The 24,979-nt window shown below is 73.2% G+C and carries 21 protein-coding genes; 11 read left to right on the forward strand and 10 right to left on the reverse strand.

All coding sequences use genetic code 11. The features are described 5' to 3' along the window. Window positions 1-88: 88 nt before the first annotated feature. On the reverse strand, window positions 89-877 hold the full coding sequence (locus tag ACZ60B_RS07590) for an adenosylcobinamide-GDP ribazoletransferase (RefSeq protein ID WP_469385094.1): 789 nt from the start codon (window positions 875-877) through the stop codon (window positions 89-91). Window positions 878-937: 60 nt separating this feature from the next. Here ACZ60B_RS07590 and ACZ60B_RS07595 point away from each other — a divergent pair, with 60 nt between their 5' ends. Beyond that, complete coding sequence (locus tag ACZ60B_RS07595) at window positions 938-1,708, forward strand: hypothetical protein (RefSeq protein WP_469385096.1); 771 nt, start codon at window positions 938-940, stop codon at window positions 1,706-1,708. A gap of 60 nt (window positions 1,709-1,768) precedes the next feature. On the opposite strand, the gene ACZ60B_RS07600 is transcribed toward ACZ60B_RS07595, so the two are convergent. The 3 genes from ACZ60B_RS07600 to cobT all read right to left on the reverse strand — a co-directional run bounded on the left by ACZ60B_RS07600 (window position 1,769) and on the right by cobT (window position 5,747). Further along, window positions 1,769-2,479: a hypothetical protein gene (locus ACZ60B_RS07600; protein ID WP_469385098.1), complete on the reverse strand. Its 711-nt coding sequence runs from the start codon at window positions 2,477-2,479 to the stop codon at window positions 1,769-1,771. Window positions 2,480-2,503: 24 nt separating this feature from the next. Beyond that, a complete protein-coding gene (locus ACZ60B_RS07605) occupies window positions 2,504-4,270 on the reverse strand; it encodes a phosphatidylglycerol lysyltransferase domain-containing protein (RefSeq protein ID WP_469385100.1) in 1,767 nt (588 codons plus the stop codon). A 319-nt stretch (window positions 4,271-4,589) separates the two neighbouring features. Further along, complete coding sequence (gene cobT / locus ACZ60B_RS07610) at window positions 4,590-5,747, reverse strand: nicotinate-nucleotide--dimethylbenzimidazole phosphoribosyltransferase (RefSeq protein ID WP_469385102.1); 1,158 nt, start codon at window positions 5,745-5,747, stop codon at window positions 4,590-4,592. Between the two features lie 169 nt (window positions 5,748-5,916). On the opposite strand from cobT, the gene ACZ60B_RS07615 reads away from it, so the two are divergent. Beyond that, window positions 5,917-7,017 (forward strand): class I SAM-dependent methyltransferase, encoded by a 1,101-nt coding sequence (locus ACZ60B_RS07615; protein ID WP_469385104.1) that lies wholly within the window; start codon window positions 5,917-5,919, stop codon window positions 7,015-7,017. A gap of 151 nt (window positions 7,018-7,168) precedes the next feature. On the opposite strand, the gene ACZ60B_RS07620 is transcribed toward ACZ60B_RS07615, so the two are convergent. Next, window positions 7,169-8,377, reverse strand: coding sequence for a bifunctional adenosylcobinamide kinase/adenosylcobinamide-phosphate guanylyltransferase (locus tag ACZ60B_RS07620; RefSeq protein WP_469385106.1), 1,209 nt, complete (start codon window positions 8,375-8,377; stop codon window positions 7,169-7,171). Window positions 8,378-8,622: 245 nt separating this feature from the next. On the opposite strand from ACZ60B_RS07620, the gene ACZ60B_RS07625 reads away from it, so the two are divergent. Then, complete coding sequence (locus tag ACZ60B_RS07625; RefSeq protein WP_152886531.1) at window positions 8,623-8,835, forward strand: hypothetical protein; 213 nt, start codon at window positions 8,623-8,625, stop codon at window positions 8,833-8,835. Window positions 8,836-8,917: 82 nt separating this feature from the next. Here the strand turns inward: ACZ60B_RS07625 and ACZ60B_RS07630 are convergent, their stop codons facing one another. Continuing rightward, window positions 8,918-9,619, reverse strand: coding sequence for a class I SAM-dependent methyltransferase (locus ACZ60B_RS07630; RefSeq protein WP_469385108.1), 702 nt, complete (start codon window positions 9,617-9,619; stop codon window positions 8,918-8,920). 83 nt (window positions 9,620-9,702) lie between these two features. Further along, window positions 9,703-10,329: a DUF3043 domain-containing protein gene (locus tag ACZ60B_RS07635; protein ID WP_469385110.1), complete on the reverse strand. Its 627-nt coding sequence runs from the start codon at window positions 10,327-10,329 to the stop codon at window positions 9,703-9,705. A 278-nt stretch (window positions 10,330-10,607) separates the two neighbouring features. On the opposite strand from ACZ60B_RS07635, the gene ACZ60B_RS07640 reads away from it, so the two are divergent. From ACZ60B_RS07640 to ACZ60B_RS07665, 6 genes are all read left to right on the forward strand, one after another. After that, the gene (locus ACZ60B_RS07640) at window positions 10,608-11,402 is read left to right on the forward strand and encodes a PspA/IM30 family protein (RefSeq protein ID WP_469385111.1); all 795 of its coding nucleotides are present in this window, start codon (window positions 10,608-10,610) and stop codon (window positions 11,400-11,402) included. Between the two features lie 40 nt (window positions 11,403-11,442). Continuing rightward, a complete protein-coding gene (pspAA, locus tag ACZ60B_RS07645) occupies window positions 11,443-11,721 on the forward strand; it encodes a PspA-associated protein PspAA (RefSeq protein ID WP_469385323.1) in 279 nt (92 codons plus the stop codon). A gap of 318 nt (window positions 11,722-12,039) precedes the next feature. After that, complete coding sequence (locus tag ACZ60B_RS07650; RefSeq protein ID WP_469385112.1) at window positions 12,040-13,272, forward strand: sensor histidine kinase; 1,233 nt, start codon at window positions 12,040-12,042, stop codon at window positions 13,270-13,272. Next, window positions 13,269-13,952, forward strand: a complete 684-nt coding sequence (locus tag ACZ60B_RS07655) for a response regulator transcription factor (RefSeq protein ID WP_469385113.1) — start codon at window positions 13,269-13,271, stop codon at window positions 13,950-13,952. The genes ACZ60B_RS07650 and ACZ60B_RS07655 overlap by 4 nt, the downstream gene beginning before the upstream one ends. A gap of 165 nt (window positions 13,953-14,117) precedes the next feature. Continuing rightward, the gene (locus tag ACZ60B_RS07660; RefSeq protein WP_469385114.1) at window positions 14,118-17,222 is read left to right on the forward strand and encodes an efflux RND transporter permease subunit; all 3,105 of its coding nucleotides are present in this window, start codon (window positions 14,118-14,120) and stop codon (window positions 17,220-17,222) included. 87 nt (window positions 17,223-17,309) lie between these two features. Then, entirely contained in the window at window positions 17,310-19,565 is a 2,256-nt protein-coding gene (locus ACZ60B_RS07665; RefSeq protein ID WP_469385115.1) for a serine/threonine-protein kinase, read from the forward strand. A gap of 22 nt (window positions 19,566-19,587) precedes the next feature. Here the strand turns inward: ACZ60B_RS07665 and nadA are convergent, their stop codons facing one another. After that, window positions 19,588-20,772, reverse strand: a complete 1,185-nt coding sequence (nadA, locus tag ACZ60B_RS07670) for a quinolinate synthase NadA (RefSeq protein ID WP_469385116.1) — start codon at window positions 20,770-20,772, stop codon at window positions 19,588-19,590. Between the two features lie 306 nt (window positions 20,773-21,078). Between nadA and erpA the strand changes: the two genes are divergently transcribed. After that, on the forward strand, window positions 21,079-21,435 hold the full coding sequence (erpA, locus tag ACZ60B_RS07675; RefSeq protein WP_152886524.1) for an iron-sulfur cluster insertion protein ErpA: 357 nt from the start codon (window positions 21,079-21,081) through the stop codon (window positions 21,433-21,435). A gap of 90 nt (window positions 21,436-21,525) precedes the next feature. Here the strand turns inward: erpA and ACZ60B_RS07680 are convergent, their stop codons facing one another. Both ACZ60B_RS07680 and ACZ60B_RS07685 read right to left on the reverse strand, forming a co-directional pair. Continuing rightward, complete coding sequence (locus tag ACZ60B_RS07680) at window positions 21,526-23,493, reverse strand: hypothetical protein (protein WP_469385117.1); 1,968 nt, start codon at window positions 23,491-23,493, stop codon at window positions 21,526-21,528. Between the two features lie 168 nt (window positions 23,494-23,661). Then, window positions 23,662-23,871: a hypothetical protein gene (locus tag ACZ60B_RS07685; protein WP_469385118.1), complete on the reverse strand. Its 210-nt coding sequence runs from the start codon at window positions 23,869-23,871 to the stop codon at window positions 23,662-23,664. Between the two features lie 131 nt (window positions 23,872-24,002). On the opposite strand from ACZ60B_RS07685, the gene ACZ60B_RS07690 reads away from it, so the two are divergent. Next, on the forward strand, window positions 24,003-24,977 hold the full coding sequence (locus ACZ60B_RS07690) for a carbohydrate kinase family protein (protein WP_469385119.1): 975 nt from the start codon (window positions 24,003-24,005) through the stop codon (window positions 24,975-24,977). The last annotated feature ends 2 nt before the right edge of the window (window positions 24,978-24,979 follow it).

Consider the following 24,979-nt stretch of genomic DNA (forward strand, 5'->3'; position numbering starts at 1 on the left):
GTCCGACAGCGTCAACTCGGCCTTCGGCCGCCCCATCCGTGCCATAGGGCAAGCCTACACATCTGAATGGAATTCCCGACTCGGAACACTAGCGGCCGAGGGACAGCAGTACGAGCGCGGCCGTCGCGGCCGTCTCGGCCAGGGCGCCGAACACGTCGCCGGTGACCCCGCCGAAGCGGCGGGTGCAGTGGCGCAGCAGGAGTTCGGCGACGGCGAGCGCGGCGAGCACCGACAGGGCCGTGCGGACGACGTCGTACGTCCCCAGGAGCGCGCCGGCGGCAGCGGCGGCGAGCACCGTGACGCCCACCGCCCCGGCCGCGGCCCGCGCCGGGACCACCCCGGCGACCGCGGCCCCGAGGCCCTCGGGCCGGGCGGCCGGCACCCCGTCGCGGGCGGCCAGGGTCAGGGCCAGCCGTGCGACGGTCGCCGAGACGACGGCGGCGAGCGCCCCGCGGACCCAGGAAGCGCCGTACAACTGGGAGAGAGCGGCCGTCTGGGCGAGCAGCCCGAGGACGAGCGTGATCACCCCGAACGGGCCGATGTCCGACTGCTTCATGATCCGCAACGCGTCCTCGGCGGGCTTGTTGCTGCCCAGCCCGTCGGCGGTGTCGGCCAGTCCGTCGAGGTGCAGCCCACGGGTGAGCGCGGCCGGTACGGCGACGGCGGCGACGGCGGCGAGCGGCGGGCCGGCCCCCAGGAACAGCAGGAGCGCGCCGAGCGCGGCGGCGCCGGCGCCGACCGTCAGTCCGGCCAGCGGAGCGCACAGCATTCCGGCGCGCGCGGCCTGCCGGTCCCACCGGGTCACCCGCACCGGAAGCACGGTCAGGGTGCCGAAGGCGAAGCGGAGGCCGTCCGGCCAGGCGGGGGTCTGGGGCATCGGCGCAGATTACCCGGCGGGCGGGACGGCTCCCACGGCCGCCGTCGATAAAGTGCGCATATGGGACATTGGTTGTATCGGAACATCGCCGAGCCGGGCAAACTGCCCCTGCTCCTCGCCCTCATGTCCTTCGTCGTCACCTTCGCGGTCACCCGGGTCATCACCCGCATGATCCGGGCGGGCAGGGGCCCCTTCGGCAACGTCAGGGCCGGCGGCCTGCACATCCATCACGTGGTCCCCGGCATCGTGCTCACCGTCGCCGGTGGTTTCGGGGCGGTCGCCAGCGGGCGGCAGGGCTTTCCCGCGGGGTTGTCCGCGGTCGTCTTCGGGGTCGGCGCGGGCCTGGTCCTGGACGAGTTCGCGCTGATCCTGCACCTCGACGACGTCTACTGGAGCGAGGAGGGGCGCAAGAGCGTGGAGGCCGTGGTGCTCACCGCCGCCCTGGTCGGGCTGCTGCTGTCCGGCTTCGCCCCGTTCGGTGTCAACGACCTCTCCCAGGACGAGATCGCGGACCGCGGCACCGTCATCGCGACCGTCGCCGTCAACTTCCTCTTCTCCCTGGTCGCGCTGACCAAGGGCAAGGCGCGGACCGCGGTCTTCGGCGTCGTCGTGCCCGTCGTCGCCCTGGTCGGCGCGATCCGGCTGGCCCGCCCCGGATCCCTCTGGGCGAAGCGCTGCTACCGCCACCGCCCGCGCGCCCGCGCCCGGTCCCGGCTGCGGGCCTACCGCCACGACCGCCGGTGGGCCGGACCCCGCCGCGCCCTGGAGGACTGGATCGGCGGCAAGCCCGACCCGACACCGGCCCGACTGCCTGGCCCCGACGGCCGGTAGGACCTGCGGGGCCGCTCCGGACCGGACCGTTCCGTTCCGGTCCGGGAACGGTCGGGCGGGTCAGGGCGGGTCGGACGACAGGTCCACCGGGGTGCCGAACCGCCTTGCCGGTCCCCGGTACGGCATCCGGTGCCGCAGCGTCGTGGCACCGCACAGCGCCACCGTCGCCGCGAGCGCCGCCAGATGTTCCTTGCCGGCCAGGTTCTCCTTCAGCAGCACCTCGACGACCATCGCCAGGGCCACCGCGCCCGCGGTCGCGTACGCGCCGTAGCGCCAGCCCAGGCAGATCGCCAGCCCCACCACGGCCGCCGACGGCCCGGTGTCCACGACCTGGGCGTCCGAGGCGGGCAGCCCCAGCGGCCGGCCGGGGCCGAGCGCGATGCCCAGCCGGGCGTAGAGCGTCCCGGCCAGCGTGGCGGTGTACGCGACGAGCAGGGTCCGCCACCGGCCCAGACAGATCTCCGCGATCCCGAACACGAACAGGATCTGGGCGAGCGCGCCCCACACCGGCAGGTCCAGCGCCGGTACGAACAGCGACAGGGGCGTACGCAGCAGGGCGGCCCACAGCGGATCCTCGGCGCGCACCGCGCCGACGCCCTGCACGAACCCGTAGCCCCACGACTGGTTCTGCACGACCTGTATCACCGCCGTCAGACACACCGCCCCCAGGCTCATGGGGGCCGCCCGCCAGCGCCGCTTCGGCAGCGGCTCGCGCACCGTGACGTACAGCAGACCCCATTCGGCGCGGGCCCAGCGGGCGATCCTGTTCATCCGGCGTCCCTCATCCCCGTGGTCTCATCTGTGCGTGTCCAGGTGCCTGCGGTGCAGCCACTTGGGCAGCCCCGGCGCCTCCAGGAACCCCTCCGCCCGTGCCGCCGCGACACCGATGCGCAGCAGGTCCCCGCTCTTCTCGAAGAGCAGGAACCGCGGTTCCCAGATGGGCCGGTACTTGGCGTTGGCCCGGTACAGCGACTCGATCTGCCACCAGCGCGAGAAGAAGCTGAGCAGCGAACGCCACAGCCGCAGCACCGGTCCGGCGCCGAGACGCGCACCACGTTCGAAGACCGAACGGAACATCGCGAAGTTGAGCGAGACCTGAGTGATCCCGATCTCGTGCGCCCGCCGGAGCAGTTCGATGACCATGAACTCCATCAGCCCGTTGTCGGAGCCGCGGTCACGCCGCATCAGGTCGAGGGACAGCCCCTGCGGCCCCCACGGGACGAAGGACAGCAGCGCCCGCAACCGGCCGTCCCCGTCGAGGCATTCGAGCATCACGCAGCGCCCGTCCTCCGGGTCGGCGAGCCGCCCCAGCGCCATGCTGAACCCGCGCTCGGTCGCCCCGTCGCGCCAGTCGTCGGCCCGCGCGACGAGATCCGCCATCTCCTGCGCGGAGATGTCCTCGTGCCGCCGGATCCGGACCGTGCAGCCCGACCTGCGCACCCGGTTGCAGGCCTGCCGCACGGTCCGCATGGCCCGCCCCTCCAGGGTGAACTCGGCGACCTCCACGATCGCCTCGTCGCCGAGTTCGAGCGCGTCCAGGCCGTGCCGCGCGTACACCGTGCCGGCCTCCTCGCCCGCCCCCATCACGGCCGGGATCCAGCCGTGCGCACGCGCCTCCGCGAGCCACGGCTCGATCGCCCCCGGCCAGGCCTCCGGGTCCCCGATCGGGTCCCCGGAGGCCAGCGACACCCCGCCGACGACCCGGTAGGCGACCGCCGCCTTGCCCGTCGGCGACCAGACGACGCTCTTCTCGCGGCGCAGCGCGAAGTACCCCAGCGAGTCCCGCTCGCCCTGCTGTTCGAGCAGGACGCGCAGTCGTTTCTCGTCGTCCTCGGTGAGCGGGTCGACGGCGCGCCGGGAGCGGAAGGCGGCGTAGAAAACGGCCAGCACCAGCGCCGTGCTCAGGACGTTGACGGCGACGTCGGCCCAGTTCGGCGTCGAGATGCCCGGGTAGCGGGACTCGTCGGCCGCCACCGAGACCAGCCGCAGCGTCCCGTACCGCCAGCGCTCGGTGAACGTCGAGAGGCCGGCGTCCGCGGCCTGATTGGTGACCGTCACCAGCAGCGCGGCCAGCAGCGAGGACAGCAGCAGGCCGCCGGCCGCGACCACCGCGGCGAGCCGGGGGTTGGCGCGGTCGCCCTTGGCGTAGAACTCGCGCCGCCCGACAAGCAGGGCGCCGACGAAGACCGCGGTGAGGCCGACCGAGATCCAGTTCTGCGTGTACTGCCGGACCTCCGGGAACGCCATCGCGAGGGCGAACAGCACCAGGAACGGGCCGCTCAGTCCGAGGTTCAGGATCCACGCGGCCCGCTTGCGGCGGCGCATGGTGACGGCCAGGAACGCGGTGAACACACCCGACGCGAACCCGGCCGTCAGCAGGTACGGCGTGAAGAGGTTCTCCTGGTTGTGCCGGCGCACGTCCTGCCCCAGGGAGACCCACACCGCGCTGAGGAAGTTGACGAAGGCGATCGCCCGCAGATACCAGACGGCGACGCTCGCGGCCCGCCGCGAGGCTCCGGTGCTACGGCGGTCCCGGACAGGCGCGATACGGACATCTCCCATGAAGGGTGATCATATGGGGGAGCCTCCCGCGAACCGCTCTTTCGTCACCGCCCTGTCTGACGGCCGCGCGTCTCGGCCGACGGCCGTGCGCCGTGCGCCGTGCGCGACGGTCGTGCGCCGTGCCCGACGGCCGTGCGCCGTGCCCGACGGCCGTGCGGCCAGTCGCACGGCCGCGCGTCTCGGCTCACGGGCCGTCAGCCCGCAGGCTCGTCAGCCCGTCAGCCCGCCGGACGGCCGGGTGGCCGGGCGGTCGGGTGGCCGCCCGCCATCCGCCACCTTCCACCCGTCGGCCCGCCGACCGGTCCCAGCCGGGTGCCGTTCAGACCCCGTCGGGCCCTTCCGGCGCCTCGGGCCCCTCCGGCTTCTCCTGCTCGTCCGCCTGCTCGCCCTGTTCGGTCTGCCCGGCGTCCGACTCCTCCGTCTTCTCGGCCTCCGGTCGCTCCGGGAGTTCCGCGGCCAGGGCCGCCGCGGCCTGCACCAGGGGCAGGGCCAGCAGTGCGCCCGCTCCCTCGCCGACGGTCATCCCCTGCTCCAGCAGCGGCTCCAGGGCCATCCGGTCCAGCGCCTTGGCCTGCCCCGGTTCGCCGCTGCCGTGCCCGGCCAGCCACCAGTCCGGCGCCCGGAACGCGATCCGCTGGCCGACCAGCGCGCACGCCGCCGTCACGACCCCGTCCAGGACCACGGGAAGCTTGCGCACCGCGCTCTGCAGCAGGAAACCGGTCATCGCGGCGAGGTCGGCACCGCCCACCGTCGCCAGCAGCCGCAACTGGTCGCCGAGCACCGGCCGGGCCCGGCGCAGCGCGTCCCGGATCGCCGCGCACTTGCGCATCCACGCCAGGTCGTCGATCGCGAGCCCGCCCCGCCCGGTCACCACGGACGCGTCGGTCCCGCACAGCGCGGCGACCAGCACCCCCGCCGCCGTGGTCCCGCCCACGCTCACATCGCCGAGCACCACCAGATCCGTACCGGAGTCGGCCTCCTCGTCGGCCACCGCGACCCCGGCGAGGAACGCGGCCTCCGCCTCCTCGAGCGTCAGCGCGTCCTCGACGTCGATGGACCCGCTGCCGCGTCGCACCCGATGCCGTACGACGTCCGCGGGCAGTTCGTCCGGCTCGCAGTCCAGCGCCATGTCCACGACCCGCACCGGTACGCCCAGCCGCCGGGCCAGCACGGAGACGGGCCGGTCGCCCTCCAGCACCGCGCGCACCAGCTCCGCGGCGCTGCCCGCGGGCCGGGCCGAGACACCGCGCCCGGCGATGCCGTGATCGCCGGCGAAGAGGATCACGCGGGGCCGTTCGACCGGCCGCACCGGCACCGCCGACTGCGCCGCGGCCAGCCACTCACCCAGGTCGTCGAGGCGCCCCAGCGATCCGGGCGGCACGATCTGACGCTCCCGGCGCGCCTCGGCGTCGCGGCGCACCCCGCCGTCGGGACGCTCGATCAGATCGGTGAAGTCGTCGAGATTAAGCGAGCTCATTCGCCGAACAGTACCGGCACCGATCGAACGTGACGGCGCCACATCGCCACCCCGCGCGCACGGCGTCGTTGCACCCAAGATCGGGATCCCATACGTTCCACTTTGCGGCGAAATGGTCGGACCTCGACCCTGCCCTGCCGTCGCCCTCTCGCCCCACCGGGAGCCGCCCATGTCCTCGAAGCCCGTCCCGCCCCCCGCCGCCCTCGCCGCTCCCCACGCCGAACGGCGCCGCGCCCGCTACGCCGCCGAACTCGCCCGGGGCACCGCCCACTTCCACGAACCGCGCCGCACGGACTGCCCCTGGTGCGGCTCGGTCCGGCTGCGCACCCGGCTGCGCGCCCCCGACCTGGTCCAGGGCAAGCCGGGCACCTTCGTCGTCGACGAGTGCCGGGACTGCGCGCACGCCTTCCAGAACCCCCGCCTGACCGCCGAGGGCATCGCCTTCTACCAGCGGGACCTGCACGAGACGCACCCCGACGAGCTCGCCGTCCGTACGACGGGCGCCCTCGGCGCGCGCGCCCGCCGCGGACGGCTGCACGCCACCGCCCGCGCGATGCTGCCGTTCCCCGAGCCGGAGAGCTGGCTGGACGTGGGCACGGGACACGCCCACTTCCCGGAGAGCGCCAAGCAGGTGTTCGCCTACACCTCCTTTGACGGCCTCGACCCCACCCCCCGGGTGGCCCGCGCCCGCGCGGCCGGGCGGGTCGAGGAGGCCCACGTGGGCCTGCTGACCACCCCGGAGATCGCCGCCCGGCTGCGCGCCCGCTACGACGTGGTGAGCATGCTCCGACACCTGGAACACACGACCGACCCCCGCGCGGAACTCCACGCAGCCCTCGCGGTGCTCCGGCCCGGCGGCCATCTGCTGCTCGAACTCCGCGATCCGGGCAGCGCGTTCGCGACCCTGCTCGGCAAGTGGTGGCTGCCGTACGGCCAGCCCCGCCACCTCCAGCTGATCCCGCTGCCCAACCTGTGCGCGGAACTGGAGTCCCGGGGCTGCACGATCGTCACCGTCGACCGGCGGGCAGGACATGTCCCGTACGACCTGGCCGGCGCCCTGTCCCTGGCCGTCACCCGCGCCCTCCCCGCGCCGGACGCCCCCTGGCGGGCGGCCCCGCCCGGCGCGCTGCGGCGGCGGCTGCGCACCGCACTGCTCGGCGCGAGCACACCGCTCGTCGCGGCGGCCGCGACGCTGGACCACGTCCTGGCCCCGCTGCTGCGCCGCACCCGCTTCTCCAACACCTACCGCGTCATCGCCCGCCGCGACTGACCTCCCCGGCCGGCCGGAACCTGGCCCCGCACCCGCCGGAACCGAGTTCCGCAGTCGGCCGGAACCGCTCCCCACGCCCGGCCCGAACCGCTTCCGCGGCTGCCGGGGGCCGGGGGCCGCGCGGACCGGTGTTCTGCCGGCGAGCCGGAGTTCAGCCGCGCAGCGTCAGCACCTGGCCCGCCACCACCAGCAGCACCTGCTCGCACTCCCCGGCGAACGCGGCGTTGAGACGGCCGAGTTCGTCCCGGTAGCGCCGGCCCGAGGCGGTGGCCGGCACGATCCCCGACCCCACCTCGTTCGACACGGCGACGACGGTACGCCGGGCGGCGCGCACCGCCGCGGTCAGCTCCCGCACCCGCTTGCGCAGCGCCTTCTCGCCCCCGTCCGCCCACACCGCGTCGTCCCACGCGCCGACGGAGTCCATCGCGTCGGTGAGCCACAGCGACAGACAGTCGATCAGCAGCGGCGGCCCGTCCTCCGCCAGCAGCGGCACCAGGTCGCACGTCTCCACCGTCCGCCAGGACCCCGGGCGCCGCTCCCGGTGCGCCGCGACCCGCCCGGCCCACTCCTGGTCGCCGCGGCGCGTACCCCCCGTGGCGACGTAGAGCACGTCGGGGAACGACTCCAGCCGGCGTTCGGCCTCCACCGACTTGCCCGAGCGGGCACCGCCGAGCACCAGCGTGCGCCGGGGTACGTCGGGCACGTCCTCGTACACCCCCACCGCCAGCGTCGTCCCGTCCGGCACCGCCCGCGCCCCGGCCGCCGCGAGCCGCCGCCGCAGTTCGGGTCCCGGCGGCACGTCGTGATCGAGGTGGACGGCGACGACGTCCGTCGTCGGCCCCGCCGCCCCCGCCGCCCGGAGCCTCGCGAGCGCGTCCGGCCGCCCCACGACATCGGCGAGCACCATGTCGTACGGCGCCGCCGCGTCGTTGCCCTCCGCCAGTCCGGCCGGCGCGCACCCCGGCGGCAGGTACAGCAGCCGCTGGCCGTCCGGTCCGGTCACCGCGTACCCCGTGCCCGGCGCGTCCATCGCCACCGCCCGCACCCGATGCCCCGTCAGCAGCGCCAACTCCCGTCCGTCCGGGACCCGGCCGGGCTGCGGCAGCCCGGCCGGCACCTCCAGCGCGGGCCCGTCGTGCGGATGCGACAGCAGCACCTGACGTACGCCGGCCAGCGAACGCCCGGCCCGCGCCGCGGCGAAGGCGGCGCCGGGCGTCAGGTCCAGCAGCAGGGTGCCGTCCACGAGCAGCGATGTGGCCGCCCGCGCGTCCGCGGCCAGCGCACACGCGCAGGCCGCGCAAGGACAGTCGGGGCGGGGGAGGCCCTCGGGGGCACCGGTGCCGAGCAGAGTCAGATCCACACCGACGATTTTCGCCTGTCCCGGCCGGTCCCGCGTGATCAGGACCTCCGCGGAGCCCGTGTCCCGCTCCCCGGGCCCGTCCGGCGGACCCTGCCGCGGACGCGCGGCCGGTCCGGACGACCGGGCCGGCCGATCTTCCTCCGCAGCCTGCTCACGGCCGACCCGGCCCAGCGCATAGGCTGCGAGCAGGGGCCGGACGGTGATCCGGCTTCCGCTCCACATGTGCTCACATCTGGGAGGCGTACATGGCGACATGGCTGTGGCGGTTCGAGAAGGCCGACGGGACGGAAGTCCAGCCCGCGGTGCAGCCCGAGGAGTTCACGACGCAGGGGGACGCCGAGTCCTGGATCGGAGAGGTCTGGAAGGACCTGCTCGCAGGGGGCGCCGACCAGGTGCGGCTGTTCGAGGACTCCACCGAGATCTACGGGCCGATGAGCCTGCACGCCGAGGAGTCCTGAGCTCCGGGCGAGGGCCGTCGCCCCGGCCCTCGCCCCTCACCGCGCGACCGGCGCCCGCGACAGCGAAGCGACCGGGGCGGGTTCAGCCGCGCACGCCGCACAGGTGCAGCAGTGCCGCCGTGGCCCGGTAGGGGTCCGTCCGGCCGGCCCGTTCCTCGGCCGCCAGCAGGGTGTCGAGGTCGTCGGGCGGCTGCGCGCCGTCCACCGCGGTGTCCGTGAAGACCCGCACCCCGTACCAGGTGTGCAGCGGGGCCCCGATGCCGGCCAGCGTGGCGGTCAGGGCGGCGAGCCGGTCCGCGCGCACGTCGAGGCCGAGCCGGTTGCGGTAGGCCGTGCTGTCGAAGGCGTCCAGCGCCTGGGCCCAGTCCCCGGACAGCCCCGGCCGCATCGCCAGCGCGTCCGCGTTGCGCACCAGCAGCGAGAGCAGGCCGCCCGGCGCGAGCATCCGCGCGAGCCCCGCCACCAGCGGGTCGGGCTCCTCGACGTACATGAGGACGCCGTGGCACAGCACGACGTCGAAGCTGCCCGGCAGGAAGTGCACCCCGGTGTCCCGGCCGTCGCCCTCGACGATCCGCATCCGGTCGCGGATCCCCTCCGGCTCCGACGCCAGTGCCTCCCGCGCCGTCGCGGCCATCGTCGCGTCCCGTTCGAGGCCGGTCACCTGGTGACCGGCCCGGGCCAGCCGCAGCGCCTGCGTGCCCTGGCCCATCCCGACGTCCAGCACCCGCAGCCGCTGCCCGACGGCGAACCGCCCGGCTATCTGCTCGTCGAGCTGGCGAGCCACCAGCTCCTGTCGTACGACATTCCGCAACCCGCCCAGCTTGCTCAGCCAGGCATCGGCCGCGCCCCCGGTGAACGACGTCGTACTCAGGGCCGCTCTCCGCGCTTGACCTGCGGCTTGGGCAGCCGGAGCCGGCGCATCTGGAGCGAGCGCATCAGCCCGTAGGCGACCGCGCCCTTGCGTCGATGGTCGGGGAAGCGCTCGTTGAGCTGCTTGCGCAGCCGGAAGCCGGACACGGCGGAGTCCAGCACGATCAGCACGATCACGACCATCCACAGCAGCAGCGCGATGCTCTGCACCGACGGCACCCGCACCACGCTCAGCACGAGGATGACCACGGCCATCGGCAGGAAGAACTCGGCGATGTTGAAGCGCGAGTCGACGAAGTCGCGGGCGTACTTGCGGACCGGTCCCTTGTCGCGGACCGGTAGGTACCGCTCGTCCCCACTGGCCAGCGCCTGGCGCTGTCGGTCCATGGCCTGGCGCCGCTCCTCGCGCTGACGCTTGGCGGCGTCCTTGCGCGACAGCGAGGTGTTGGCGACGCTGCGGCGCTGGGACTGGGCCTCACTGCGCTTGGGCGTGGGCCGGCCCTTCGGGGCCTGCGGGTGGCGGGTCTGCTTGGAGTCGGTCACCGGCGCCTTGTCGGCGGGGGCCTTCTCTTCCTTGGCACGGCTACGGAACACAAAACCCAAGGGTACGGGGTGCGGCGGCATGGACCCCAGCCCGGCCGGGAACGATCCGGCAACACCGGGCGTCTGTACGGGGCAGGGAGGACGTCGCGGACGGTTCACCGGGCGCACACCCGGAGGGCCACCGCGGGCAATCCCCGGGGAACACCTACTCCTCACGCCGGAGCGGGCGGGCCCGCAGTCGTCCTTGGGGATGAGCGCATCCGTCCCCGAACAGTGCGGTAATGGATGCAGGGCCCGTACTGTGGGTTCTGTTGCAGTGGCTGGAGCCGGAGTCCGTCAGAAGGGGGCGCGCGAAGCCCATGAGCGGTGTCATGAAGCGTATGGGGATGATCTTCCGCGCGAAGGCGAACAAGGCCCTTGACCGGGCCGAGGACCCGCGCGAGACCCTCGACTACTCGTACCAGAAGCAGCTGGAGCTGCTTCAGAAGGTGCGCCGGGGCGTCGCCGACGTGGCGACCTCGCGCAAGCGCCTGGAACTCCAGCTCAACCAGCTCCAGCAGCAGTCCTCCAAGCTGGAGGACCAGGGCCGCAAGGCGCTCGCGCTGGGCCGTGAGGACCTGGCCCGCGAGGCGCTCTCCCGCCGTGCCGCGCTCCAGCAGCAGGTGACGGACCTGGAGACGCAGCACGCGACGCTCCAGGGCGAGGAGGAGAAGCTCACGCTGGCCGCGCAGCGGCTCCAGGCCAAGGTCGACGCCTTCCGCACCAAGAAGGAGACGATCAAGGCGACCTACACGGCGGCCCAGGCCCAGACCCGGATCGGCGAGGCCTTCTCCGGCATCTCGGAGGAGATGGGCGACGTCGGCCTGGCCATCCAGCGGGCCGAGGACAAGACGGCCCAGCTCCAGGCCCGCGCCGGCGCCCTCGACGAACTCCTCGCCTCGGGCGCGCTGGACGACCCCACCGGCATGGCCAAGGACGACCTCCAGGCCGAGCTGGACCGGATCTCCGGCGGTACGGACGTGGAGCTGGAGCTCCAGCGCATGAAGGCGGAACTGGCCGGGGGCACCTCCTCGGGCCAGCAGGCCATCGAGGGCGGCACCGGCCAGTCGCAGTCCCAGCAGCCGCAGGACACCCCGCGCTTCGACAAGCAGTGATCACCGGACCGTGACCGAGGCCCACGCCGAGGAGGGCGACATGATCGTACGGATCATGGGGGAGGGACAGGTGAGGCTGGCCGACGGCCACCTCACCGAGCTCGACAAGCTCGACGACGAACTTCTGGCCGAGGTGGAGAAGGGTGACGGCCCCGGCTTCCGCCGCACGCTCCAGGCGCTGCTCGACAAGGTCCACGAGCTGGGCGAACCGCTCCCGGACGACGCCCTGGAGCCTTCCCAGCTCATCCTCCCCGCCGCGGACGCGACCCTGGAGGAGGTCCGGGCCCTGCTCGGCGACGAGGGCCTGATCCCGGGCTGACCCACCCGCCCGCCCCCGGGCCGGCCGCCGGCCGCCGCCCGGGGTGCCCCGCCGCGTACGCGGTGACGCGCGTCCGTACTCTGACGCGTGTCCCTACGTCGTGATGCCTGTCCCGTCGCCGCGACGGGTGTCCGTACGCCGTGACGCGCGTCCGTGCGCCGTGACACCCGGCCGGGTCCGGGAGGGCCCACGGTGTGCGCCCGTGACGCGGCGCCGTGCGCCGTGCCGCGTCCCCCACGCGCCCACGACCGGACCTGTTCCGGCACCGGCGACTGCCCGTACTGTTTCCACCGTGAGCCCCCTGGAACCGTCCCGACCGTGAGCACCCTCGAACGCGCCCGATGCCGACTCCAGGCCCATCCCCTGGCGCTGGACGCGGCGCTCGCCGCGGGGGCGCTGGTGTGCATGGTGGCCGGTTCCTTCGTGCGGCCGCACGGGGAACGCGGCGTCAGCTGGATCCTGCGCGCGCCGGACCTCTTCAGTCTCCTGCTGATCGTCCTCGGCGCCCTGGCCCTGGTCTTCCGCCGCAGCGCCCCGATGGCCGTCCTCGCGGTCACCGGCGGCCTCGCCCTCGTCGAGAGCGTCACCGGCGACCCTCGCGCCCCGGTCGCGATGTGCGCCGTGATAGCCCTCTTCACCGTCGCCGCCACCACCGACCGTCCCACCACCTGGCGGGTGGGACTGCTCACCATGACCGTCCTGACCGGCGCGTCCATGCTCGCCGGCCCACTGCCCTGGTACGCCCAGGAGAACCTCGCGATCTTCGCCTGGACCGGCATCGGCGCCACCGCCGGGGACGCCGTGCGCAGCCGCCGCGCCGTGGTCCAGGCCATCCGCGACCGCGCCGACCGCGCCGAACGCACCCGTGAGGAGGAGGCCCGCCGCCGGGTCGCCGAGGAGCGCCTGCGCATCGCCCGCGACCTGCACGACGTCGTCGCCCACCACATCGCCCTGGTCAACGTGCAGGCCGGAGTCGCCGCCCACGTCATGGACAAGCGCCCCGACCAGGCCAAGGAAGCCCTCGCCCACGTCCGCGAGGCCAGCCGCTCGGCGCTCAACGAACTGCGGGCCACCGTCGGGCTGCTGCGCCAGTCCGGCGACCCCGAGGCCCCCACCGAGCCGGCCCCCGGCCTCGACCGCCTGGACGAGCTCGCCGGGACCTTCCGCAACGCCGGTCTCCAGGTCGAGGTGGCCCGCGCCGACCAGGACACCGCCCTGCCGGCCGCCGTCGACCTCGCCGCCTACCGCGTCATCCAGGAGGCCCTCACCAACGTGCAGAAGCACGCGGGCTCCGCCGCGAAGGCCGAGGTCAGCGTCGTACGCGTGGGACCCCATATCGAGGTCACCGTGCTCGACGACGGCCGCCCGGCCCAGGACGGCGTCCCGGGGGCCGGCGGCGGCCACGGGCTGCTCGGCATGCGCGAGCGCGTCACCGCGCTGCGCGGCACCCTCACCACCGGCCCCCGCTACGGGGGCGGCTTCCGCGTCCATGCGATCCTGCCGGTCAAGACCCGCACCGTCGCCGCGGGGGAGCGGGGGGAGCCCGTATGACCATCCGCGTGCTGCTCGCCGACGACCAGGCGCTGCTGCGCAGTGCCTTCCGCGTCCTCGTCGACTCCGAGCCCGACATGGAGGTGGTGGGGGAGGCCGCCGACGGCGCCGAGGCGGTCCGGCTGGCCGGGGAGCAGCGCGCCGACGTCGTCCTCATGGACATCCGGATGCCCGGCACCGACGGTCTCACCGCCACCCGGCTGATCAGCGCCGACCCGGCCCTGGCCCGGGTCCGCGTGGTCATCCTCACCACCTTCGAGGTCGACGACTACGTCGTCCAGTCGCTGCGCGCGGGCGCCTCCGGCTTCCTCGGCAAGGGCAGCGAACCGGAGGAACTCCTCGCCGCCATCCGGATCGCCGCCGCGGGGGAGGCCCTGCTGTCCCCGGCCGCCACCAAGGGACTGATCGCCCGCTTCCTCGCCCAGGGCGACGCCTCCGAGGGCGCGGCGGACCCGGCCCGCTCCGAGCGCCTGGCCACCCTCACCGTGCGTGAGCGCGAGGTCCTCGTCCAGGTCGCGGGCGGCCACTCCAACGACGAGATCGCCGAGCGGCTGGAGGTCAGCCCGCTGACGGTGAAGACGCACGTCAACCGGTCCATGTCCAAGCTGGGCGCCCGCGACCGGGCCCAGCTCGTGGTGATCGCCTACGAGTCGGGCCTGGTACGCCCGAGGGTGGAGTGACCCCGCCCCGGCCGTACTGCGCCGGGAGTACACGTCCGACGAGGAAATGGACCTGGAGCCTACGGATCACGGTCCGGTGGTGGACCAGGGTGTAGTTGTGGGCGCTCACCTGTCCGTGTGTACGCTCCGTGACTTCTGCCGCTCCCAGAAGAGAGACCCCGATCCATGTCCTGGCTGTCCAGGTTCAGCCTCGCGCAAAGGGCCCTGATAGGCCTGATGTCCATCATCGCGATCGCGTTCGGCGCGATCGCGATCCCGCAGCTCAAGCAGCAGCTCCTGCCCACCATCGAACTGCCCATGGTGTCGGTGCTCGCGCCGTACCAGGGCGCGTCGCCGGACGTCGTCGAGAAGCAGGTCGTCGAGCCGATCGAGAACTCCCTCGACGGGGTCGACGGCATCACCGGCGTCACCTCGACGGCCAGCGAGGGCAACGCCGTGATCATGGCGTCCTTCGACTACGGCAACGACACCAAGCAGCTCGTCGCCGACGTCCAGCTCGCCGTCAACCGGGCCCGCGCCCAGCTGCCCGACTCCGTGGACCCGCAGGTCATCGCCGGTTCGACGGACGACATGCCGACCGTCGTCCTCGCCGTCACCTCGGGGATGGACCAGCAGGCGCTGGCCGACCGGATCGACCGGTCGGTGGTGCCGGTCCTGAAGAACGTCGACGGCGTCGGCCGGGTCATGGTCAACGGCGTACGCGACCTCCAGATCACCGTCACCCCCGACGACGCGAAGCTGAAGAAGGCGGGCCTGAACACGGCCGCCCTGGCCCAGGCCCTCCAGGCGGGCGGCGCGACCATGCCGGCCGGCTCCTTCGACGAGGACGGCAAGAGCCGTACCGTCCGGGTCGGCGGCGGCTACACCTCGGTGGCCCAGATCCAGGACCTGAGGGTGACCGGGCAGCCCGGCGGCAAGCCGGTGCGCCTCGGTGACGTGGCCGAGGTGCGCCAGCAGGAGGCCCCGGCCGACTCCATCACCCGCACGAACGGCAGGCCGAGCCTCGCCGTGATGGTCACCATGGACCACGACGGCAGCGCGGTCGCGATCTCCGAGGCCGTCGAGGACAAGCTGCCGGACCTGCGCAAGGACCTCGGCTCCGGCACGACGATCACGGTCGTCAGCGACCAGGGTCCCGCCGTGTCGAAGGCCATCGAGGGCCTGACCACCGAGGGCGGCCTCGGCCTGCTCTTCGCGGTCCTGGTGATCCTGGTCTTCCTGGCGTCGGTCCGCTCGACGCTGGTGACGGCGGTCTCCATCCCGCTGTCCGTGGTCCTGGCGCTGATCGTGCTGTGGACGCGCGACCTCTCCCTGAACATGCTGACGCTGGGCGCGCTGACCATCGCGATCGGCCGGGTCGTGGACGACTCGATCGTCGTCCTGGAGAACATCAAGCGCCACCTCGGCTACGGCGAGGAGCGCCAGGCCGCGATCCTCGGCGCGGTCCGCGAGGTGGCCGGCGCGGTCACCTCCTCCACCCTGACCACGGTCGCCGTCTTCCTGCCGATCGGCCTGGTCGGCGGCATGGTGGGCGCGCTGTTCGGCTCGTTCAGCATCACGGTGACCGCGGCCCTGCTGGCCTCCCTCCTGGTCTCCCTCACCGTCGTCCCGGTGCTGTCGTACTGGTTCCTGCGCGCCCCCAAGGGCACCCCGGCCGACGCGGCCCAGGCCCGTCGCGAGGCCGAGGAGAAGGAGGCGGCCAGCCGCCTCCAGCGCTTCTACGTGCCGGTCCTGCGCTTCGCGACCCGCCGCAGGCTGACCAGCGTCTCCATCGCGGTGGTGGTCCTGATCGGGACCTTCGCCATGGCGCCGCTGCTGAAGACCAACTTCTTCGACCAGGGCGAGCAGGAAGTCCTCACCGTCAAGCAGGAGCTGGCGCCGGGCACGAGCCTGGCGGCCACCGACGAGCAGGCGCAGAAGGTCGAGAAGCTGCTCGCCGGGGTGAAGGGAGTCAAGGACTACCAGGTCACCATCGGCTCGTCCGGCTTCATGGCGGCCTTCGGCGGCGGCACCGACACCAACCAGGCCTCGTACCAGGTCATGCTGGAGGACTCGGCGTCGGCCGACGACGTGCAGGACCGCATCGAGAAGGGTCTGGCCGGGCTGAAGGGCGCCGGTACGACCACGGTCGCCGCCGGTGACGGCTTCGGCAGCCAGGACCTCAGCGTGGTCGTCAAGGCGGCCGACGCGGACGTGCTGCGCAAGGCGGCCGACGAGGTCCGCGACGCGGTGGCCGGTCTCGACGACGTCACGGACGTCACCAGCGACCTGTCCCAGAGCGTGCCGCGCATCTCGGTCAAGGCGAACGACAAGGCCGCCGCCGCGGGCTTCGACGACCAGACGCTGGGTCTGGCGGTCGCCCAGGCGGTGCGCGGTACGACGGCCGCGAAGGCGATCGTCGACGACACCGAGCGCGACGTCGTCATCAAGTCGGCGGAGCCGGCCGAGACGCTGGCGCAGCTGCGCGGCCTGCGGCTGGGCGCGGTGAAGCTGGGCGACATCGCCACGGTGGAGCTGGCCGACGGCCCGGTGTCGATGACCCGCATCGACGGCCGCCGCGCGGCGACCGTCACCGCGCGGCCGACCGGCGACAACACCGGCGCGGTGAGCGCCGACCTCACCGCGAAGCTGAACTCCCTGAAGCTCCCGGCGGGCGCGACGGCGGAGATCGGCGGTGTCTCGCAGGACCAGGACGACGCGTTCAAGAACCTCGCCCTGGCGATGCTCGCGGCCATCGCGATCGTCTTCATGCTGCTGGTGGCGACGTTCCGCTCGCTGGCGCAGCCGCTGATCCTGCTGGTCTCCATCCCCTTCGCGGCGACCGGCGCGATCGGTCTGCTGCTGGTCACCGGCACCCCGATGGGCGTTCCCGCGATGATCGGCATGCTGATGCTGATCGGCATCGTGGTGACGAACGCGATCGTGCTGATCGACCTGATCAACCAGTACCGCGCCCAGGGCCACGGCGTGGTCGAGGCGGTCGTCGAGGGCGGCCGGCACCGGCTGCGGCCGATCCTGATGACGGCCCTGGCGACGATCTTCGCGCTGCTGCCGATGGCGCTGGGCGTCACCGGCGAGGGCGGTTTCATCGCCCAGCCGCTGGCGGTCGTGGTGATCGGCGGTCTGATCACGTCCACGCTGCTGACGCTGCTGCTGGTGCCGACGCTGTACGCGATGCTGGAGCTGCGCAAGGAGCGCCGCGCCGCCAAGCGCGCGGCGAAGCGGCAGGCGGCGGAGCCCGAGAAGGCCCTGGAGCCCGCCGGGGTCTGACCGCTCGCCGCTCCGATGTCCCTTCCCCCGCACGGGTTTCATATCCTGTGAACTCGAACTGCTTTGCGGGGGAAGGGAATCGGGGCGTTGCGGCTGTACAGGGACGATCCGAGGACGCTCGGCGGATACCGGATCGTCGACCGCCTCGGGTCCGGGGGCATGGGCGTCGTCTATCTGGGCCGGTCCCGGTCGGGGCGTGAGGTCGCGGTCAAGGTGGTCCACGCCCAGTACGCGCAGGACGACGTCTTCCGGGTCCGCTTCCGTCAGGAGATCGAGGCCGTCCGCAGGGTGAGCGGCGCCTTCACCGCCCCGGTCGTGGGCGCCGACCCGGAGGCCTCCCGGCCCTGGATGGCCACCCAGTTCGTGCCCGGCCCGGCGCTCTCCGCGCTGATCCGCGACACCGGCCCGCTGAAGGGGGCGCAACTGCGCCTGCTGGCACTGGGGTTGGTGGAGGCCCTGCGGGACATCCACCGGGCCGGGGTGGTCCACCGCGACCTGAAGCCCGCCAACGTCCTGATGGCCGAGGACGGCCCGCGGGTCATCGACTTCGGCATCTCCCGCGCGGCCGACAACCAGACCCTCACCGAGACCGGTCATGTGATCGGCACCCCGCCGTTCATGTCGCCGGAGCAGCTCACGGACGCCCGCTCGGCCGGGCCCGCCTCCGATGTCTTCTCCCTCGGCGCGCTGCTGGTGTTCGCCGCGACCGGCAGCGGCCCCTTCGACGCCGACAGCCCCTATCTGACGGCGTACCGCGTCATGCACGAGGAGCCGTCGGTGGACGCGGTCGCCGAGCCGCTGCGTTCGGTGCTGACCCGCTGCCTGGCCAAGAAGGCCGGCGACCGGCCCGGACTGGAGGAACTGGGACGGGAGTTCGCCGAGGCGCTGCCCGAGCAGGCGGCCGGCGACCCGGAGACGGTGACCCTGCGTCCGCCGCTCCCCGGCCCGGCACCCGACGAACCCGCCCGGCCCACCGCCGCACCTCCTCAGGACCGCCGTTCCCGGCTGCGCCGGTGGCCCGTCCTGGCGGGAGCCGCGGGGGTCCTGGCCGTGGCGGTCACCGGTTACGTCCTGTTCGAGCCGTTCCAGCGGCCGGACGGGAGCACGGCGTCGACGGGGAGCACCCCGTCGCACGGCGCCGCCACCGGGACCTCCTCCCGCTGGGCCCCGCTGCCCGCCGGCTGGAAGCCGTGGCGGACCTCGGTCCACGGGGCCGCGCTCTCCGGCGTGACCCGGCCGATGGACGAGGAGGAGGGCTACGCCGGCAAGACCCTGTCCTGCGCGATGGGTGAGGACGCCCTGTACTGCGGGGGCTCCGGTGTCTTCCCCGTCCGGATCGACGGGGCGACGGGCCGGCTCGCCTGGCGTGCGGACTCCGTGCCCCCGGGGGTGGCACGGGAGAACTACGACAGCACGGTCCTCGGGGAGCGCGACGGTGTGCTGCTGGTCCGCCAGTCGGTCGTGAGCAGCACGGGCGCCGACCGGGCGGCCAAGGTCATGGCCCTCGACTCCGGCACCGGCGCACTGCTCTGGTCACGTCCGATGGACGACGACACCGTGCAGCCCGCCCTCGTCGGCGATCTGCTGCTGGTGCCGGACGGCAGGCGCGTGACGGCCCGCGATCCGCGGCGGGGCACCGCGCGCTGGACCATGGACCTGCCCGCCGGGCCGTCCTACTACTGCGGGTTCCACGGGATCGGCGGCCGTCCGTACGCCGACTGCTCCGACTCGGACCCGTCGCCGCGCACCGTGTTCTACGCCCTGGACCCGGCCGACGGCACGACCCGGAAGGTGGGCGTGCCGGACGGCGACCTCGCGTACGTCGGCGACGTCGACGGGGATCTGGTCTTCCTGGAGTCCGGCGGCGGACAGGACGAATCGGCGGCCGCGGACCCGGCGTACACCGAGGTCCTGCTGGTCGACCCGGAGACCGGGACCGTGCGCAGGAAGAGCCTGCCGGGCGGCGCGCGCGGAGAGGCCGCGCTGGTGGGCGGCGTGCTCTGCTTCGCCTCCTCCAGCGGCCGGGTCACCGCGCACGAGCCCGGGACGGGCAAGCGGCTGTGGGCGACCACGACCACGCTCCAGCAGCCCGGCACGCCCGTCGCCGACGAGCGGGGCCGTACCCTCTACGCGGCCAGCGCCTCCGGGCGGGTGGCCGCGCTGGACACGGCGAGCGGCCACCTGCTGTGGGAGTCCCCGGCGCGGGCCGATCAGGTCATCCGGACGAGCTTCCACCCGGCGCGGGTGTATCCCGACGGGGGCTCCCTGGTGGTGCTCAGTCCCGACGGGACCGTCTTCGCGCTGGACCCGGTCCACCCCGCTCAGGAGCCGCAGGCGGGGTGATCCGGGTCCACGGGCGGGCCGGCTACGGCAGCGCCAGCATCCGCTCCAGCGCCAGCTTCGCGAACGCCTCGGTCTCCTTGTCGACCTCGATGCGGTTGACGAGGTTGCCCTCGGCCAGCGACTCCAGGGTCCACACCAGATGGGGGAGGTCGATGCGGTTCATGGTCGAGCAGAAGCAGACCGTCTTGTCGAGGAAGACGATCTCCTTGCCCTCGGGCGCGAAACGATTCGCCAGTCGGCGGACCAGGTTCAGCTCCGTGCCGATGGCCCACTTGGAGCCGGCCGGGGCGGCCTCCAGGGCCTTGATGATGTACTCCGTCGAGCCGACGTAGTCCGCCGCGGCCACGACCTCGTGCTTGCACTCGGGGTGCACCAGGACGTTCACGCCCGGGATGCGCTCGCGCACGTCGTTCACCGAGTCCAGCGAGAAACGGCCGTGGACCGAGCAGTGGCCGCGCCACAGGATCATCCTCGCGTCGCGCAGCTGCTCGGCGGTCAGGCCGCCGCCCGGCTTGTGCGGGTTGTAGACCACGCAGTCGTCGAGGGACATGCCCAGGTCCCGCACCGCGGTGTTGCGGCCGAGGTGCTGGTCGGGCAGGAAGAGGACCTTCTCGCCCTGCTCGAACGCCCAGTCCAGCGCCTTCTTCGCGTTGGACGAGGTGCAGATGGTGCCCCCGTGCTTGCCCGTGAACGCCTTGATGTCGGCGGACGAGTTCATGTACGAGACGGGCACGACCTGCTCGGCTATGCCGGCCTCGGTCAGCACGTCCCAGCACTCCGCGACCTGCTCGGCGGTGGCCATGTCGGCCATCGAGCAGCCGGCGGCGAGGTCCGGGAGGACGACCTTCTGGTCGTCGCCGGTCAGGATGTCCGCGGACTCCGCCATGAAGTGCACACCGCAGAACACGATGTACTCGGCCTCCGGGCGCGCGGCCGCGTCCCGGGCCAGCTTGAAGGAGTCACCCGTGACGTCCGCGAACTGGATGACCTCGTCGCGCTGGTAGTGGTGGCCGAGCACGAAGACCTTGTCGCCGAGCTTCTCCTTGGCCGCGCGGGCGCGCTCGACCAGGTCCGGGTCGGACGGCGAGGGGAGGTCGCCCGGGCACTCGACGCCACGCTCGCTCTTCGGGTCGGCCTCGCGGCCGAGCAGCAGGAGGGCGAGGGGCGTCGGCTGTACGTCGAGCTCCGGGGTCTGGGCGGTGGTCACGACACGCACCCTTTCTGTTCTGCGGCTCGTCGGTCCGTGCATCGGGCCGACGCTAGTTTTCGTCTAAATGACGCTATCTATCATAACTGCTTCACGTCACTTTGACGACGGCCATAGTGTCGGTGTGACATGAATCCCGATGGGCCGTTTTCCGCTCCCCCCGTCATGTGCGAGCATGAAGAAGGATCCGAAGGACGAACGAACCGGCGGATCCGAAAAGACACGCGCCCGGCCCGGAATGAATCCGCGGCCCCGTCGGTTGCAACCGTCGGCAAGCAGTCTCCGTACAACCCGGGAGAGATGTAGATGTCCGTATCGGACGAGACCAGCACCGTCACCGACGGCATCATCCTGACCGACGCCGCCGCGTCCAAGGTCAAGGCCCTGCTCGACCAGGAAGGCCGCGAGGACCTCGCCCTGCGTGTCGCCGTTCAGCCCGGCGGCTGCTCCGGCCTGCGCTACCAGCTCTTCTTCGACGAGCGTTCGCTCGACGGTGACGTCGTCAAGGACTTCGACGGCGTCAAGGTCGTCACCGACCGCATGAGCGCCCCGTACCTGGGCGGCGCCTCGATCGACTTCGTGGACACGATCGAGAAGCAGGGCTTCACGATCGACAACCCGAACGCGACCGGCTCCTGCGCCTGCGGCGACTCCTTCAGCTGAGCCGCCCGGGACGCCCTCGGGCGGACCCGGACGACACGAAAGGCGGCGGCCCCCTACGACGGGGCCGCCGCCTTTCGCCGTCGCGGCGTCCTACTGCGGCTGCGCCGACGCCTTCGGCAGCCGCGCCCCCGCCTTCACGTACGGGATCTCCTTGCCGTCCGAGCCGACGACCTTCCGGTCGCCCAGCGGCTCGTCCAGCCGCACGCTCTGCTGGAAGGTCATGGCGATCTTGATGCAGACCTTGTCCGGCCACGGCTTCTCGGTCACCGTCACCGTCACCCGGTCCGCGCTCTCGGCCGCCTTCGCCTTGTAGTCGGCGCACACCCCGCCGGTGTAGCGCACGGTGAGCTCCGTGCCGTCGGCGCTGTAGCCCTCCACCCGCACGTCGTGCGACTCCGGCGTCGCGCTCGGGTCGGCCGACACGGACGGGGTCAGATAGTCCGGCTCCACCGCCGGATAGGTCACCGTGAAGGCGTTCCGCGCGTCCTGCCCGCGGGTCGTGAACAGCCAGGACGGCACCAGCGCCAGCCGCTCGTCCGCCCGGTGCACCGCCAGCCCGAACACCGCGTCCTCGACCGTGACCGTGGTGCGCGCGCCGGCGTCCGGGACGGTCGACGACCCGCACGGCTCCTCCAGCCGGTCCTTCAGCGGTACGGGGCTCGCGCAGCCGCCGATGCCCATCCGGTGGTCCGTGCCGGGTGCCTTGTTCAGCAGGTCCAGCGCCTCCCGCGCGCTCAGCGCGGGGTACACGTCCCCCTTCAGCGGCGTCGTCAGCTGCCCGTTGCCGCCGATCAGCTCGCCCTGCGCGTCGACGGTCAGTCCGGTGGTCAGGCCGTACGTGGGCAGCCCGCCGACCACCGGGTCGGCGTTCACCGTCCGGTGGGCGCCCATGACCTGACTCGCGTCCACCTTGGCGTCGTCCTGGCCCAGGGCCTTCAGCACCGGCGCCGCCGCCTTCTTCGCCGCCGCCTCGCTCACCGGGTCGGCGACCGGGCCGGCAGGGTCCCGTATGCACAGGGTCCGGTTCCTGCAGTCGTCGGTGCCGGGCGCGTAACGGCTGAAGGTCCAGGTGCCCGGCGCCGCCTTGTCCACCCGGAGGACGGGGCCCGCGCCGTCCTTGTCCGTGCCGACCTTCCAGACCGTGCCCTGGGCCACGGGTGTCCCGTCGATCCCCAACGCCCCGGCCAGACGGGCCACCTCGTCCCGGGTGACCTCGCCCGTGGCCCAGTACACCGGCGCCGAGCCGGGGCCGTCGGGCAGCGTTCCGGCGGCCCGGTACGTCACTCCGTACGGATTCGGCTCACCCGGCGCGATGCCGTTCGTGGCGCCGCCGGCGCCGGACGTACCCGCGGTGGAGTAGCCGTCGAGGGCCAGCGGCGCGGGGGAGCCGGCACCCGAACGGCCGCCGGAGCCGCCGGACGCGCTCGCGGCGAGGTACGCGCCACCGCCCCCGACGAGCAGCACGGCGGCCGCGACCGAGGCGACGACCACGGGCGAGCGCCGCCGGGAGGCCGGGCGCTCCTCGTGACTCCCGGCGTCGTCCTCGGCCCCGGACCGAACCTCGGGGACGCTCCCGGCGGCAGCGCTCTCGACGGAGGCGGTTTCGGCGGAGGTGGCCTTGACGGGGGTGTCCTCGGCGGGGACGGCCGTGACGGAGGCGGCTTCGGCGGAGGTGGCCTTGACGGGGGCGCCCTCGGTGGAGGCTGCCTCTACAGGGCTGTCCTCGGCGGGGGCCGTCCCGCCCGCGCCGTCCTCGGCGGGGGCCGCCTCGGCTGCGGTGCCGTCCTCGGCAGGGGGCGCCTCGGCCGTGGCGCCGACCTCGGTACGGTCCTCCTCGGCACCGGGCTCGACGTCCTCGGCGTCGGCGCGGGCCCCGGCATCCGCCCCGGCCCCAGCCTCGGCCACCGTCTCCGCTTCGGTCTCAGTACCAGTCCCGGCCTCGGCCTCGGCCCCGGTGTCGGCCCCGGTCCCGGCCCGGACCTCTTCCTCCTCACCGGCGGTCTCGGCGGCGCCCGGCTCGCGTGCGGCGTCGTCGTTGTCGGGTCGCTCGGTGTTCACCGCATCGCTCCTTCGGCTGCTGCCCTCATGGCCGACCCTGACCCGGCCCTGTCAAAATGGGCGGTGGAGGGGTCGTATCCCACATCCCCTTTCCGGGGGACGCCGATGGGACGCAGCGGGGGAGCGCACGGTTCCCTGGAACGCGCCGACGCGGAATCCGGGCGCCGCTCAGTCCCCGTAGTCCGACATGGCGTCCAGCAGCCGCGCCGACGCCGACGGCACGGTCACGCCGTGGATGAGCGACGGGGACACCGGGTGGGGGGTGAACCGGTCGGGGGCCGCCCAGTGCGGCACCATCCGGGCACAGTCACCGCGCAGCGACGCAAGACCGCCCTCCAGGTCCGCCGGGGCAGGGGCACAGCGCTTGAGGTTCGTCATAGTGGCACCGTATGCACGGCTCGGGCCGCGAAGAAAGATCTACTATCGGGTAGTTTCGTATGCTTCAAGGTGGGCCCGTCGACCGGGTAGCGTGAACTGTCAATGCCCCTCCCCCCAGGAGAGTCCACGCCGTGCGCATCGCAGTCACCGGCTCCATCGCCACCGACCACCTCATGACCTTCCCCGGCCGCTTCGCCGACCAGCTCGTCGCGGACCAGCTGCACACGGTCTCGCTCTCCTTCCTGGTCGACAACCTCGACGTACGCCGTGGCGGCGTCGGCGCGAACATCGCCTTCGGCATGGGGCAGCTCGGCACGGAGCCGATCCTGGTCGGCGCCGCGGGCTCGGACTTCGACGACTACCGGGCCTGGCTCGACCGGCACGGCGTCGACACCGACTCGGTGCGCATCTCCGAGACGCTGCACACCGCCCGCTTCGTGTGCACCACCGACGCCGACCACAACCAGATCGGCTCCTTCTACACCGGCGCGATGAGCGAGGCCCGCCTCATCGAGCTGAAGACCGTCGCCGACCGCGTGGGCGGTCTCGACCTGGTCCTGATCGGCGCCGACGACCCGGAGGCGATGCTCCGGCACACCGAGGAGTGCCGCACCCGGTCCATCGCGTTCGCCGCCGACTTCTCCCAGCAGATCGCCCGGATGAACGGCGACGAGATCCGGACCCTGCTGGAGGGCGCCACGTACCTCTTCTCCAACGAGTACGAGAAGGGGCTCATCGAGTCCAAGACCGGCTGGAGCGACGAGGAGATCCTCGCCAGGGTCGGCCACCGCGTCACCACCCTCGGCTCGCGCGGCGTGCGCGTCGAGCGGGCCGGCCAGGACCCGATCGAGGTCGGCTGCCCCGACGAGGAGCGCAAGGCCGACCCCACCGGCGTCGGCGACGCCTTCCGGGCCGGCTTCCTCTCCGGTCTGGCCTGGGGCGTCGGCATGGAGCGCGCCGCCCAGGTCGGCTGCATGCTCGCCACGCTGGTCATCGAGACGGTCGGCACCCAGGAGTACCAGCTGCGCCGCGGCCACTTCATGGAGCGCTTCACCAAGGCCTACGGCGAGGAGGCCGCCACCGAGGTCCGCGAGCACCTCTCCTAGGA

Source organism: Streptomyces sp. NPDC104096, assembly GCF_055584385.1.